Annotated in this window: 11 protein-coding genes and 1 pseudogene; 5 read left to right on the plus strand and 7 right to left on the minus strand. The window is 62.4% G+C overall.

Features of this window, described 5'->3' with window-relative positions; translation table 11 throughout:
• The first annotated feature begins 71 nt into the window (after positions 1-71).
• Positions 72-776 carry a TetR/AcrR family transcriptional regulator gene (locus V1289_RS11605; protein ID WP_334397083.1) on the plus strand — a complete coding sequence of 235 codons (705 nt, stop codon included), beginning with the start codon at positions 72-74 and terminating at the stop codon, positions 774-776.
• Between the two features lie 179 nt (positions 777-955).
• Entirely contained in the window at positions 956-1,225 is a 270-nt protein-coding gene (locus tag V1289_RS11610) for a hypothetical protein (RefSeq protein WP_334397084.1), read from the plus strand.
• A 13-nt stretch (positions 1,226-1,238) separates the two neighbouring features.
• Here the strand turns inward: V1289_RS11610 and V1289_RS11615 are convergent, their stop codons facing one another.
• Genes V1289_RS11615 through V1289_RS11625 form a run of 3 tightly spaced genes read right to left on the minus strand, consistent with a single transcriptional unit; the run spans position 1,239 to position 5,501 of the window.
• Positions 1,239-2,369, minus strand: a complete 1,131-nt coding sequence (locus V1289_RS11615; RefSeq protein ID WP_334397085.1) for an FAD-dependent monooxygenase — start codon at positions 2,367-2,369, stop codon at positions 1,239-1,241.
• 50 nt (positions 2,370-2,419) lie between these two features.
• Positions 2,420-4,369 (minus strand): molybdopterin biosynthesis protein, encoded by a 1,950-nt coding sequence (locus V1289_RS11620; protein ID WP_334397086.1) that lies wholly within the window; start codon positions 4,367-4,369, stop codon positions 2,420-2,422.
• 13 nt (positions 4,370-4,382) lie between these two features.
• The gene (locus V1289_RS11625) at positions 4,383-5,501 is read right to left on the minus strand and encodes a molybdopterin-binding protein (RefSeq protein ID WP_334397087.1); all 1,119 of its coding nucleotides are present in this window, start codon (positions 5,499-5,501) and stop codon (positions 4,383-4,385) included.
• 200 nt (positions 5,502-5,701) lie between these two features.
• On the opposite strand from V1289_RS11625, the gene V1289_RS11630 reads away from it, so the two are divergent.
• Entirely contained in the window at positions 5,702-6,925 is a 1,224-nt protein-coding gene (locus V1289_RS11630) for an ABC transporter substrate-binding protein (RefSeq protein ID WP_334397088.1), read from the plus strand.
• 367 nt (positions 6,926-7,292) lie between these two features.
• On the opposite strand, the gene V1289_RS11635 is transcribed toward V1289_RS11630, so the two are convergent.
• Positions 7,293-7,625: a GYD domain-containing protein gene (locus V1289_RS11635; protein WP_334397090.1), complete on the minus strand. Its 333-nt coding sequence runs from the start codon at positions 7,623-7,625 to the stop codon at positions 7,293-7,295.
• Positions 7,626-8,080: 455 nt separating this feature from the next.
• Positions 8,081-8,521, minus strand: a pseudogene (locus V1289_RS11640) (sulfatase-like hydrolase/transferase); the annotation flags it as partial.
• 38 nt (positions 8,522-8,559) lie between these two features.
• On the opposite strand from V1289_RS11640, the gene V1289_RS11645 reads away from it, so the two are divergent.
• Entirely contained in the window at positions 8,560-9,171 is a 612-nt protein-coding gene (locus V1289_RS11645) for a SphA family protein (RefSeq protein WP_334407408.1), read from the plus strand.
• A gap of 92 nt (positions 9,172-9,263) precedes the next feature.
• Here the strand turns inward: V1289_RS11645 and V1289_RS11650 are convergent, their stop codons facing one another.
• A complete protein-coding gene (locus V1289_RS11650) occupies positions 9,264-9,431 on the minus strand; it encodes a hypothetical protein (RefSeq protein ID WP_334397092.1) in 168 nt (55 codons plus the stop codon).
• Between the two features lie 571 nt (positions 9,432-10,002).
• On the opposite strand from V1289_RS11650, the gene V1289_RS11655 reads away from it, so the two are divergent.
• On the plus strand, positions 10,003-10,728 hold the full coding sequence (locus V1289_RS11655; protein WP_334397093.1) for a DsrE family protein: 726 nt from the start codon (positions 10,003-10,005) through the stop codon (positions 10,726-10,728).
• Positions 10,729-12,460: 1,732 nt separating this feature from the next.
• On the opposite strand, the gene V1289_RS11660 is transcribed toward V1289_RS11655, so the two are convergent.
• On the minus strand, positions 12,461-13,441 hold the full coding sequence (locus tag V1289_RS11660) for a TAXI family TRAP transporter solute-binding subunit (RefSeq protein ID WP_334397094.1): 981 nt from the start codon (positions 13,439-13,441) through the stop codon (positions 12,461-12,463).
• Positions 13,442-13,549 lie beyond the last annotated feature (108 nt).

Consider the following 13,549-nt stretch of genomic DNA (forward strand, 5'->3'; position numbering starts at 1 on the left):
TGTTTACAAGCATCACACATGCGTGTAGATGAGATGCTCAGCGGAAACCTGAAAGCCCGGTCGAAGTCGCCATGAAAACCAGCAATTTGAAGAAGATACCGGCGGCGAAGGCAAAGCGCGCCACAGTGCGCGTTGGCCGGCCGCCCAAGGAGCTTGCCGGCGAGGTTGACACGCGCATCCTCGATGCGGCGCGAAAAATGTTTCTGGAGCGCGGGTTCGAAGGCGCGAGCATCGACGAGATCGCCGAGGCTGCACGCTCTGGAAAGGCCACGATCTATGCCCGCTTCCGCGACAAGCGGGCGCTATTCATCGACGTGGTGACGCGGGACATCCTTTCTCGGATCACCGAGTTCAAGACCGGGGTGCCAACCGGCTCAACAATCGAGGAGCGCCTCACGAGCGCCGCCAGCACCCTGCTGCACTGGGGTTTGGACAGCGAAAGGATCGCGCTGATGCGGCTGGCTGTAGCAGAAGCGCGCCGCTTCCCTGATCTGGCAAGCACAGTCAGCCGGACGGCGCGTGATCTCAGCACTGAACTTGGGGTCCGGTTGCTGGGCGAGTTGACGCAATCCGACGAGCTTCGGTCGCTGCCAGCCTTTGCTCCGGAGCGCCTGACAACCACAGCTCGTTTCTTCCTCGATCTCATCGCCGTGCCCATGCTGCTCCGGGCGCTGTTCGAGGTGGACCTCAAGACGCTGGACGAAGAGATCGACGCGCACGTGGCGCGCAGCGTTGCGTTTTTTCTTGCCGCCTGCCGGCACGGCAGCGTGAGCTGAGCCTTATACAAGGGAACGCTTGCTCGGCCCCTTAAAAGCGTGCCTGACCTAAGCACCCAATTTTATGAGTACACGGCCTGGTCAGGGAAACAACCTTTCGATCGCCATTGAACCTGACGGCGGTCTACAGCGACCATGGAACAATGTGCCAGCTTGCCCTCGGGCTATAAGAGTCTTCAATGCTCGAGCCGCTTTGGAGCTTTCTGATCGTCGTGCTCCGGACGATCAATTTCGTGCTGGACATCCTGGTGACCATTACGCGGCTGCAGCGGTTGGCTCGATTGGCAACAGGGAGCGATGAGATCGTCGAGGTGCCGTCGGAGCCGAAAATCCTGCCGCCGGCTGCACAACGCGCGATCGCCGAGGCCGAACAGCGCCGCCATGACGACCCTTCTTCCTTCGACAAACCTTCATCCTTCGACAAATATGTCAGCGCATCCCGTAAATAAAATAGATGCCTCATTACGCCGCCAACGGAACTGTCCAGGCGTCGTAGCCATAGACCCAGTCGCCGTCGGTTTTTTCCTTGAGCCAGATATTGGCCCGCGACGTCTGCTGCACGCGCGCGGTGCGGTCCTTTCGGCTCGCCTCGAACCGGCGGAAGGCGCTCGGAACCTGGTCCCGCTCCAGGCCGTCGAGGCACCGCGACAGCACCGCGGCGTCCTCGATCGCCATCGCCGCACCTTGCGCCATGTAGGGCGTCATCGGATGACAGGCGTCGCCGAGCAGCGTCACGTTGCGGTCCGACCAGCGCTCGAGCGAATTGCGATCGACGATCGCCCATTTGTGCACATCCGGGCACGCCGCCAATACGGTTTCGACCTGGCGATCGAAGCCGGCGAAGGCCGATCGCAATTCCCCGACGTCGCCCTTGGCCGACCACGACTCGATCCGGAAATCCGGCTCCGGCTGGCTGGTCACGAGGTAGATCTCGCTGCGGTCCGGCTTGACGTAATAGATCACGATGTGGCGATCCTCGCCCCACCATTTGGTGCAGTCGTCTATTTTTTGCCCGTTCAGAAGGGCGGCAGGATAGGTCGTGCGGTAGGCGATGCGGCCGGTAAATTGCACCGGCGATGCGCCGAACAACATGTCTCTCACGACGGAATGAACGCCGTCGGCGCCGATCACGGCATCGGCGACCGCGGTTTCGCCGTTCGCGAAAGCAAGCCGGACGCCGTCGCCGGTTTCGTCCAAGCCAACCAGTTTGTGCCCGAGCTTGATGCATTCGTCGGGCACCGCACTGGCGAGCGCGGCGTGCAGGTCGCCGCGATGCGCCAGCAGATAGGGCGCGCCGAATTTCTGCTCGGCGGTCTCGCCAAAAATCATGTCGAACTTGACTTCGCCGGTGCGCCAATCCCGGTTATTCCAGGAGCGCGGATAGAATGACCCGTCGCGCAAGCGGGATTCGAGCCCCAGCCCGCGCAACACTTTCATGGCGTTGCAGCCGATCTGAATTCCGGCCCCCAGCCTGGCGAATTGCGGTGCCTGCTCATACACCGTGACGTCGATGCCGACGCGCCGCAGCGCCGCCGCCGACGCGAGCCCGCCCATGCCGGCACCGACAATCGCAATCGTGAGCGGCGTTGCCATCGATTCCCCCATCCCGGACTTTTTTTGGCGCGAGGCAAAACCGGTATCGCCTATGCCGGCCGAAATCCCGCCCGCGCCAGCGCTTTGCGGCCTTCTTCCGACGCCAGCGCCTCCAGAAAGGCCTGCACCGCCGCCCGCTGCTTGCGCGCCGTCACCAGCGCGAAATCATAATGCTCTTCGGCAAACGGAATGAAACCCAGACCGGACGCATGCGCGACCGGCGCAATCGTCATGCCCCAGTCGGCGCGATGCTGCGCCACCGCGGCGGCGACCGCGTTGTGCGAGCGCGGCTGATTCCAGTAGCCGTCGGGCCTGGCGTCGCCGAGCAGCCGGTCGATCAGGATGCGCGTGCCCGCGCCCTGGTTGCGGTTGACCATGATGCAGGCGGGATCGGCCAGCGCTGCGCGCACCGCAGCCTCGGCGCTCAAGCCTTCGAAACGCGTGTCGCCCTTGCGGAACACGATGCCCTGCATCCGCCGCCAGCCCGGCACCAGTTCGAGCCCGGGGCCGAGAAACGGCGTGTTGTAGCTCTCGGTTTTCTCGTCGAACAAATGGATCGGCGCGAAATCGCACTCGCCGCGCTTGGCCGCCGCGAGGCCACCGAGGCTGCCGACCGCGATCGAACGCACGGCAAGCCCGGCATACGCCAGCGGCGCCGTGACCAGATCGAGGCCGGTGCAATGGCTGCCGACGATGACGAGATCCGGCACCCGCACATGCGGCGTGAACAGCGTCACCTCGGCCTCGGACCCCGCCGGCATCTGATCGGCCAGCGCATCGATCCGCAAAAACCCGTCGGCCTGCGCAAACGACGTGATCGCGCCGGAGCCCTTGCCGGTGGGATAGGCGATCAATCCGTCCGATCCCTCGACCAGCGACACCATGACGAATTCGGTGCGGCCGAGTTCGGATGCGATCCGCACCGGGATTTTCGCCGTGACCTTGGCGTCCGAACGCGGCGGCAGGCCGGCCATGCGCCGCAGCACCGGCACGATCATGTCGTGGAAGGTGAACATCGCCGAGGTCGGAAATCCCGGCAGGATCACCACCGGCTTGCCGTCGCACACCGCAAGACACAGCGGCTTGCCCGGTTTCAGCGCGACGCCATGGGCGATGATGCCGGGTCTTCCGAGCCGCGCGATGATGCGGTGGGAGACGTCGCCCGCGCCCTTCGAGGTGCCGCCCGAGAGCACCAGCATGTCGCTGGTTTGCAGCGCCTGGCGCATCGCGGCTTCGAGTTGCGCTTCGTCATCGGGGATGGCGCCAAGAAATATCGCGTCGCCGCCGTTCTCGGAAATCGCCGCGGTGACGATCGCGCCATTGCTGTCGTAGATCGCGGCGGGGCGCAGCGCCGCGCCCGGCTGCACCAGTTCGTCGCCGGTGGAGATGACAGCAACCCGGATCGGTCGCGCGACCGAAACCTGCGCGATGCCGCAGGCCGCCAGCATGCCGATCTCGCGCGAGCCGATCACGGTGCCGGCGCGCAGCAGCGCCTCGCCGCGCGCGATGTCGGAACCGGCATAGGACACGAATTGCCCGGGCGAGGCGGCGCGGCGGATCTCGATGGCGCGCGGACCCGCCGGCTGGGTATGTTCGACCATCACGATGGCGTCGGCGCCGCGCGGCACCGGACCGCCGGTCGCAATCGATGTTGCCGTGCCCGACAGGACCGGCCGCATCGGCTGAGTGCCGCAGGCGATCACTTCATCGTTCAGCATCATGCGCACGGCTGCTGCTTCGCCGGCGGACGCGAGATCGGCGGAACGCACCGCAAAGCCATCGACATTGGAGCGATCGAACGGCGGCACGTCGATGGGTGCTACAATATCTTCCGCGAGCGCGCATCCGAGCGCATCGCCAAGCGATCTCTGTTCGCTCGGCACCGGACGCGGAAACAACGCGGCCTCGAACCGCGCCAATGCGTCTTCGCGCGTCAGGATGGTCAGGAACTGGTCCTGGTCGACATTGTCGTGGTTTTTCTGCAGCGGCGTCTTGGTCATGCGCGAATCCATCTCACTCCCGCAACATAATAATATAGGCATCGACCGGCGTGCCCGCAGCAAATCCTTCCGCAGCCCCGGGCACCGCGAGCCACGCTTCGGCCCGCGCGATCGCATGGAGCGAGAGTTCCCCCGTCGCCAACGTGATCCAGACGCCCTGCTTTTGCTCCAGCAGCACGATCTCGGCGATACCGACGGCGGAGGCGATCTTGCGCGCCAGCGGCAGATTGAGCGTCTTGCGCGGCCGGCGCCCGGAAAGCCGATCGAGCACGGGAAGCGCCAGCGTCCACCACGCCGCGAACGCCTGTTCCGGCGCGCCCGGCAGCGCCACCACGGGCGTCGTGCCGAGGCGGCCGACGGCCGAGGTGCGGCCGGGCTGCAGCGCGATGCCATGGCTAAGGACCTCGCCACGTTCGGCCAGCGCCGTCACGGCCGCGTCGGTGCGGCCGACGCCGCTGCCGCCGACCGTCAGCAGCAGATCGCAGGCCGGGCCATCGAACGCCCGGACAATCGACGCGGCGTCGCGTGAAGCTGAAGTGACGCAGGCGACGTCGGCGCCGGCGGCCCGCGCGCTTTCCGCGATCAAATCCGCCGTCACCGTTCCGCCCAAGATATTGACGATGCGCAGCCGCGGACGGCGTACCCTCAGCTTTTCCATTCCCGCGGTGCGCGCGATCATGAGATCGCGGGCCACTACGCGCCGGCCGGCCTCGGTGACAAAACTTCCCGCGGCGATATCGGCGCCGGCGCGGCGAACGCCCTGCCCCGGGATCGCCTCCGCCAGCACCTGCATAAGCGGCCCTGATTGATCCACGGAATCGGAATCCAGCACACAGTCGCAGCCGCCGGGAATGGCGTCGCCGGCTTCGACCCAGCGCGGCGCTGCCGCGAGTGGCAGCGGCGAATAGGACGACGCGCCGACGAGGTCGCTCGAGCGAAACGCAAAGCCGTCGCTGGCGGCGATGTCGTGCGGCGGATGCGCCGCCAGCGGCGGCATCTCGGCCGCGATGCAGCCCAAGGCTTCCGCAAGCGGCAGCTCGACCGGCGTCACCGGACCCCGATCGCGCAGCAACGCGCCAAGCGCCGCATCGAGCGGGGTGAGCGAAGCCGGCAGGCGCTGGGATGTAACCATGGCCCGCGTATGTACTGAATCGGTCCCAAAATATACAGCCTGCCGCGGTCCGGAGCGGGGTCATTAGCCTGAAGGCGCGTTGACGCCGGCCTGAAAATAGTTGCAAAAGAAACCAATCTGGCCGGGGCTCCAGGTCCCGGTAAAAGCAAAACGGTCAAGCAATAACGGCCAATGTGCCGGAGGTAACGGGAGGAGACAGGATGTTCGGCAAAAACCTATTCTCACTTGGCTTTTCACTTGGGGCACTCGCGGCCGCGATGCTGGCCTCAACGGCGGCATCAGCGCAAGTGTCCGATGACGTCGTCAAGATCGGCGTGCTCACCGACATGAACGGGCCGGCGTCGACGCCGACCGGTCAGGGCTCGGTGACCGCCGCCCAAATGGCGGTCGATGATTTCGGCGGCAAGGTTTTGGGCAAGCCGATCAGCGTGATCGTCGGCGACCATCAATTGAAGGCCGACATCGGCGCCAGCCTGGCGCGGCGCTGGTACGACACCGAGCAGGTCGATCTGATCGTCGACGTGCCGGTCTCGGCGGTTGGCCTCGCGGTGCAGACCGTCGCCAACGAAAAGAAGAAACTGTTCATCACCCATTCGACGGGATCTGCGGATTTCCACGGCAAGTTCTGCTCGCCCTACGCGATCCAGTGGGTGTTCGATACCCGCGCGCTCGCGGTCGGCACCGCGCAGGAAGTGGTCAAGCGCGGCGGCGACAGCTGGTTCTTCATCACCGACGACTACGCCTTCGGGCACTCGCTCGAGCGGGATGCCTCCGCCGTCGTCGTCAAGAACGGCGGCAAGGTGCTCGGTTCGGTGAAGCCGCCGTTCGCGACGCCCGATTTGTCGTCCTTCATCCTGCAGGCCCAGGCCTCGAAAGCCAAGATCATCGGCATTGCCGGCGGCCCGCCCAACAACATCAACGAGATCAAGACCGCCGGCGAATTCGGCGTCATCAAGGGCGGCCAGCAGATGGCCGGGCTGCTGGTGCTGATCACCGACATCCATTCGCTCGGGCTTCCCGTCGCGCAGGGGCTGCTGCTGACGACATCGTTCTATTGGGACATGGACGACAAGACCCGCGAATGGTCGAAACGCTATTTCGCCAAGATGAACCGGATGCCGACGATGTGGCAGGCCGGCGTCTATTCGTCCGTGACCTATTACCTCAACGCCATCAAGGACTCCGGCACCGACGACCCGCTCAAGGTGGCGGCCAAGATGCGCGAAAAACCGGTCGAGGATTTCTTCGCCCGCAACGGCAAGCTGCGCGAGGACAATCTGATGGTGCACGATCTGATGCTGGTGCAGGTCAAGTCGCCGGAAGAGTCGAAATATCCGTGGGACTATTACAAGATCCTGGCGAAGATCTCCGGAGAGGACGCGTTCGGTCCGCCGAATCCGGAATGTTCGCTGGTGAAGAAGTAGCGTGAGCGAATGGCGCGAACCTCGGACACATCGCACCGCGAGAAGGCGGATTGCTGCCTTCCCTCGGCTCTTTGACAATTGACTCGGAAACCTTCCCCGTCATTGCGAGGAGCGCAAGCGACGAAGCAATCCATCTGTCCCCGCGCAGCGGCATGGATTGCTTCGCGCAGCCTGTCATCAGGCGCGCATTCGCGCGACCCGTTGGCTCGCAATGACAGTGCACTTAACTGACCAACAGCGCTTTGGCTCGCCCCATCTCATGGAGCCGCGATCCAAGCGCCGCTGGTCAGTTAAGTGCACCGTCACCGTAATTTAAGGACTAAAGGAAGCTGGTATTATCGAAGGTTGTTTGCCACCCGACGATTGCCTATCGGGCCGGCTTGTAGACCTTCACGACCGCGTCCGCCTGCTTCATACCCGCTACCGCTTCGGCCCCGGTCATCAGCACGGTCGTCTTGGCGGACTTGACGGCGCCTCCTGCGGCAATGGCCAGCGCGATGGCAGCCATGCTCTCATTGTTCGGGACGTCGGCGACGAGGGCGAGATCGTAGTCACCGAAGCAGTACCAACCACCAACGAGTTTACCCCCGACGGCCTCGCACACAGAACGGCCCACGGCTTCAACTCGGTTCTCCGGCTTCTTAAGCTGGGCGGCTAGAGATTCTGCAGTGTAGGCTGCCTGATACATGTAGAGCGGCATGTTCAATCTCCCTGGTTGTCGTGCACCCCCTCATCGGAAGCGCGGGCTGGGTTGGCCCCATTTTCTTGACGATCATCACCCGGCTGCACCGCATGGATACTGTGCGCTTGTCTTTTCCTTTGGTCAAATATTGCCAGGCGAAGCGTGATAGCGCGCGCTCAAACCTTCACGCCGTTCGGCGAACGGGCCGCGAAATTTCATAACATTCGATCCGCATTATGTTTTGGGGCCGTGCCAAACGACTGTTCCTGGGGATGAGCGGAACACATTTGAATGCCGCAAACGTCGTCGTATCTCGCGCCTCGTGAGGTGCAAGGGTTAGCCCGTCAGAGGTATATTCAACCGCACACGAAGGCACTGTATTCTGCCCGAGTTTAGGATCGTTGGGCTGGCGGAAGTACCCAGCGTTGGCGATCCGAGAGAAGAACCCCGGCGCGCTACAGCGTCGGGGCTCTTTTGCTGCGTGGATAGCGCAGGCCGGCGAGATTGCCGTCGTCCGTCCAATAGAAAAAATCCTTGCGCTTGCCAGCGCCGGTGCCGGTCAGCAGATCGCGTTGGTCGTAGCCGTCGAGATGAACCTTGAAGGTTTTGCCGGCCGCCTGATAACCGGTCAGGAGTTTTTGCGTGACGTTCGTCTCTCCGGCCGCGGTCACCAATGTAGGTACCAAGTCTTCGTGCGAGACGATTTCGTTGATCTCGGTGCCCGGCTTGATGACGCCCGGCCAACGGATCATGCCGGGGACGCGGTAGCCGCCTTCCCAGTTGGCGTTTTTCTCGCCGCGGAACGGCGTGGTGCCGCCGTCGGGCCAGGAGAATTGTTCGGCGCCATTGTCGGTGGTGTACAGAACGATGGTGTTGTCGACGATGCCGAGATCGTCAAGCTGCTTGAGAAGCTGGCATTGACGCCACACTGACCGGGCCGAGAGGCAGTACGATCTCAGGCAGCACCACGGATCACCGGACCACCTTCGCTGATGTGTTCTATCAGGGAACGCTGAAGTGGAATCAGGGTGTTCACAACACGATGATCTATGTCACCGGAAATATCCCGAGTGGCACTTACGACCATACCCGCCTTGCCAATCTCAGCTTCGGTTGGGTGGCGGTGGACGGCGGTGCCGGCTACACCTATTTCGATCCGAAGACCGGACATGAATTCTCGGTGGTCGGCGGCCTGACGTACAACTTCATCAACCACGACCTGCAATACCAGAACGGCATCGACTTTCATGTCGACTGGGCCGCATCGCAATTCGTGAGCAAGAATGTCCAGGTCGGGATCGCGGGCTATTTCTTTCAGCAGCTTACCGGCGACAGCGGCGCCGGTGCAAAGCTCGGCGATTTCAAAGGCCGTGTGGCCGGCATTGGCCCCCAGATCGGCTTCCTGTTTCCCCTTGGCAAGGAGCATCAGGGCTATCTCAATTTGAAAGCCTATAAGGACTTTGCGGCCGAGAACCGACCCGAAGGCTACACCGCGTGGGTTACGTTCGCGATCACGCCCGCCGCCCCAGAGGCTCCGCCCAGTACCCCCTTGATCCACAAATAATTTGGTCATGATGAATTACGGTGACAGTGCTGGACTGCACCCCATAAGTGAGACACGACAATTTCGGTGACAGGGCGTTGATCATGGTTGTGTCAGGTGGTTTTGGATAGCGTGAAGTTTGTCTCGAACTCAAGAGGCGGGCTGTAGCCGAGGGCGGAGTGCAGGCGCTCGGTGTTGTAGACGGTATCGATGAAGAGGCCGATGTCGCGGCGCGCATTTGGCGCGACCCGTTGGCCCGCAATGACGGAATTATGGTGCACTTAGCTGACCGGTGGCGCTTTGGCTCGCCTCATCTCATGGGGCCGCGACCCAAGCGCTGTTGCGAATACCCCAGCCCCCTACAGGTTCACAGCCTAACCCGAAAGAGGTAGGTGGGTTCTCCATGAGAGGCATAGGGATCGCGTGTAGGCGAATGCATAATGCTGCCGGCGACGTCGAGCGATACAGATACATAGGAGTCGCAACGATCTGTGGAACTGAACAGCGAGGTGCTCGCCTGCGAGCTCACTATCGCAAAGCGATAGTCAAGCGAATCTGCGATGATGTCTCTCAATCCGTTGCCGCGGCGAGTACACCAAACCAACAGTCGCAGGCCACGGCGATGATCATGCGATTTGCGACCGCATCAACGAGGTGCAGATCCCGGTAGCCGTGTCGGCGATCCGAAATCCGTCGCGTTCGCAGGCGACGTTGTTCGCATACCCTCGATGGAATGATCTGGCTCAGGGTGGAGATGGTGCAAAGATGGCCGCGGAGTGCAAGGCCACATGCCGTCGCGAAGCGCCGGACAATTTGATGGTCTCTGACGAGATTTTGCGAAGGAGAAACACGATGAGCATGTTTCAGCATATTGCGAAGGCAGCGGCGATGGGAGCCATCGCGGTCCTGCTTACCGCGCCAATCGCCGCGGCGGAGCAAGGCGGACGATACTGGGTGCCGAAAACGACGAGCCCCGGCCCATACTGGAGACCGTCAACGGCCAACCCCGCCCAATATTCCGAGCCGACAACAACGACCCCGGCCCCATACGCGGGACCGATAACGACCACCCCGGATTCCGGATCGATCAAGACGGATCGAGCCACGCATGGGCGGTGGCTTGGGAGACACTCGACGAGACGGTTCGCCGCCACACAGGCGCGGAAGCGATCCCCTCTCGCTGCAATGGCCCGGGCCGTCCCCGTTTCCAAAACCCACCGTTTGATCCTGCAGGTCAACACGAATGACCCGGCCACGATGAATCTCGCGCTGAACAACGCAACGAACGTTACGCAATATTATAAGGAGCTCGGGGAGAAGGTGAAAATCGAGGTAATCACGTTCGGGCCTGGCCTGCATATGCTTCGCGATGACACCTCGCCGGTGAAGGCTCGAATCGAGCAAATGGCGCTGAGTACGCCGGAGGTATCGTTCAAGGCTTGCGGCAACACCCAGGAAAAAATGCACGAAGCCGAGCACAAGGACATACCGATTGTCTCTCAGGCGCAGGTGGTAAAGTCAGGCGTGGTGCGGGTGATGGAACTGCAGGAGGAGGGCTGGGCCTACCTAAAACCGTGACCGAGGCAAATCGTCATACCGGAGTTGGTTTGTCCCGAACGGGTTAACGTAGAAGGGCTGACAGGCCTGCAGCTAAATCGCGGAAGACGTGGTGCGGATGGTCGAAGAAGACACAGGCAAGACGGGCCATGCGCTGCTCGCAAAGGTGCGATAAGTCACTTTAGTGCACTGAAGATCATCTAGCCGGCCTTCGCGCCCTTGACCAGCGGCCGGCTAATGGGTGTCACCGTAATTCTAGCTGCACTTCAAGTGCGGCTTGGAACCATCGCAACCGAAGCGGCGTGGACCTTCCACAGCAAGGTCATTCAGTCAATTGGCGCTGGGGATAGGCCGATGCAATCGGCAATCACCGAAGAGAATCGATGCGGCTTCGCGTGCCATTGAGTTGAAACCAATCGCAGGCCACGAATAGGGCTTTCAATGCCTGCCCGGTTTGAATTTTCCGAGTGACATTATTCGAGATATGGCAAGAGCTGCTTTGGAGGTGGCGCGCACCGCATAGAACAAGCCGCCCGGGCGATCGCCGGGCGGCTCATTCCGCAACTGCCGGCACGGCGCCGGTTCCGTCGCACATTGCTTATTTCGGCGGGGCCGTCGCCCTGGGGCAGAGCGGTGGCCCCTTATCGCCCGGTACGCATGGCCGGGGTTGATGAGGCGTCGGCCAATCCGCACGACTATCGTTACGCTAGAACTTAAAATGCGACTGGCAACTGCAATTTCGAATTAACCCTTAAGGCTGTGGCGTTGGAATTACGGTGACGGTGCACTGAACCGGCCGATGAGTGTGCCCCAAGGCTGCGTTCTATTCCTGCCCACAAACAATCCACGCCCGCCACGGCGAGCGGCACTATGGATTGCTTCCGCCTTCGCTCGAAGAACTGCGGCGGACAAGTCGCGGAGCCTGTCATCGGGCGGCGCATTCGCGCGACCCGTTGGCTCGCAATGACGAACTGCCGTTTTCGGATGCGACCAATTTGCCCGACGGGCAAATCAAGATTTCCTGTCAAGCCTATCTTAAGAAAATACTCCTCTTGCCCCGTCGGGCAAATCAGCGCTACCAGCTTGCGCCGTCTCACCCGACGAGAGGGGCGTTGCGCACGTCACGAAACGCGCGGTGGGATGCGGTGGACGCGATACTTGCGCAAGACGAACGCAGGCGCTCGCGGACGGCGAAGTCGCGTGGTTCTGACGCCGCGATGCTGGCGTCAAGTTCTTGAGAGGCAAGCTTCTCAGGGGCGACGGTGGCAAGAAAGCCCGTTCACCGGGGAGAGCGCGAAGTAAGCCGTAAACCACTGCGCAGGGAAGGCCGGATGCCTCCGCTGAACCTGTATGCTCGTGTGCGTTTTTCTATGTGCATCTTGCACACGAGACCGCGGGTGCAGCGTGCACCCGGTCTTCCCTGCGCCCTCTTCTCTTGATGAGGGCGGAAGTTCAGGCAAACCTCGGGCATATCATGCCGCGAGAATGCGGAGTTGCGTCCCTCAGCCGTCATCGCCCGGCTTGACCGGGCGATCCAGTACGCCGCGGCTTATCGGCTAAGGTCAGGCGCCTCTGGAATACTGGATCGCCCGGTCAAGCCGGGCGACGACATCGGAGAGCCGTTTGGAAATTGAATATGAGCCTCACCACGTCATTGCGAGGAGCGATAGCGACGAAGCAATCCATGCCGCGGCGCGTGCGGAGAGATGGATTGCTTCGCTGCGCTCGCAATGACGGCGGATGGAATCGCGCCCTACTTCACCACGCCGATCTCGCGGAAATATTTCAGCACGCCGGGATGGATCAGATCGACATTCGGCGCGGCCGCGACCGTGTTGGCGGCCGTGGTCTCGCAGGCCTGCGACAGCTTCTTGCAAAATTCGCCTTCGATCCCGTGCAGCGTCTTCGCCAGCCGGTAGGCCACCTCATCCGGCAGGCTTTCGCGTACCAGGATATAGCTCCACGAACCGACCGACGAAATTGGCGCGCTCTGGTTCGGATAGCTGCCCGCAGGAACGGTCAGCGGCTTCAGGTAAGTGTGTTTGGCGCGGATGCGCGCGATCTCGCCGGCATCGGGGGCGATGAATCGCGCGCCGCCGGGGCTTTCCGCCATTGCCTTGAAGCCGGGCCAGCCGATGCCGGCGCCCCACAGTGCCGCGGCGCGGCCGTCCTGCACCATGGCGGGGCCGTCGCCGGCGCGATCGAGATAGATCGACTTGAAATCCTCGTCCTGCTTCAATCCGATGCCGTCGAGCATGTAGCGCGACAGGATCGGCAGGCCCGAGCCCTTGGCGCCGAACGCAACGGGCTGGCCGACCAGATCCCGGATCGTCTTGTAGGGACTATCGGCGCGCACCACGAACATGCCCGGGCTCGAATACATCGCGGTCAGGATTTTGAGTTTGGTCGCGGGCCGGCCGATGCCCATGAAGGCTTCGTAGGACGGCTCCCCCGCTACCAGCGCGATATCGAGGTTACCCGCTTCCAGCAGCGGAATGTTCTCGTTGGAGCCCTTGGTGTTGCGCGGCTCGATCGAAAGCATCGGGTCGGCGGCGTTCATGACCTCGGCGAAACTATTGCCGTAGAGCGGGAAGCCGCCGCCCGGCGTCGCCGTTCCCAGGCTGATTGTGGTCTTTGTAATGGCCGTGTTTGTAATGGTTTTGCCTCCGTCTTGCGCCGCGGCGCTCCCCGCCAGCAGAAGTGCTGTGGCACACGCAATATGGGCGAGTTTCATTTTCGGCCTCAAGTGTCGTCTCGTGCGAAATGACCAATCAACGCGCGGGAGGTTGTAGGCAATCGCGGTGATATATGAAAGCATGCGCGCAACGGTAACAAGAAAATG

Origin of the sequence: Bradyrhizobium sp. AZCC 2289, assembly GCF_036924615.1 — a bacterium.
Taxonomy (GTDB): Bacteria; Pseudomonadota; Alphaproteobacteria; order Rhizobiales; family Xanthobacteraceae; genus Bradyrhizobium.

Excerpts from the sequence above, each read along its gene's own strand:
- V1289_RS11615 (WP_334397085.1), bottom strand. The coding sequence starts at position 2,369 with ATGGCAACGCCGCTCACGATTGCGATTGTCGGTGCCGGCATGGGCGGG.
- V1289_RS11635 (WP_334397090.1), bottom strand. The coding sequence starts at position 7,625 with ATGCCGCTCTACATGTATCAGGCAGCCTACACTGCAGAATCTCTAGCC.
- V1289_RS11655 (WP_334397093.1), top strand. The coding sequence starts at position 10,003 with ATGAGCATGTTTCAGCATATTGCGAAGGCAGCGGCGATGGGAGCCATC.
- V1289_RS11625 (WP_334397087.1), bottom strand. The coding sequence starts at position 5,501 with ATGGTTACATCCCAGCGCCTGCCGGCTTCGCTCACCCCGCTCGATGCG.
- V1289_RS11610 (WP_334397084.1), top strand. The coding sequence starts at position 956 with ATGCTCGAGCCGCTTTGGAGCTTTCTGATCGTCGTGCTCCGGACGATC.
- V1289_RS11620 (WP_334397086.1), bottom strand. The coding sequence starts at position 4,369 with ATGACCAAGACGCCGCTGCAGAAAAACCACGACAATGTCGACCAGGAC.
- V1289_RS11605 (WP_334397083.1), top strand. The coding sequence starts at position 72 with ATGAAAACCAGCAATTTGAAGAAGATACCGGCGGCGAAGGCAAAGCGC.
- V1289_RS11630 (WP_334397088.1), top strand. The coding sequence starts at position 5,702 with ATGTTCGGCAAAAACCTATTCTCACTTGGCTTTTCACTTGGGGCACTC.
- V1289_RS11660 (WP_334397094.1), bottom strand. The coding sequence starts at position 13,441 with ATGAAACTCGCCCATATTGCGTGTGCCACAGCACTTCTGCTGGCGGGG.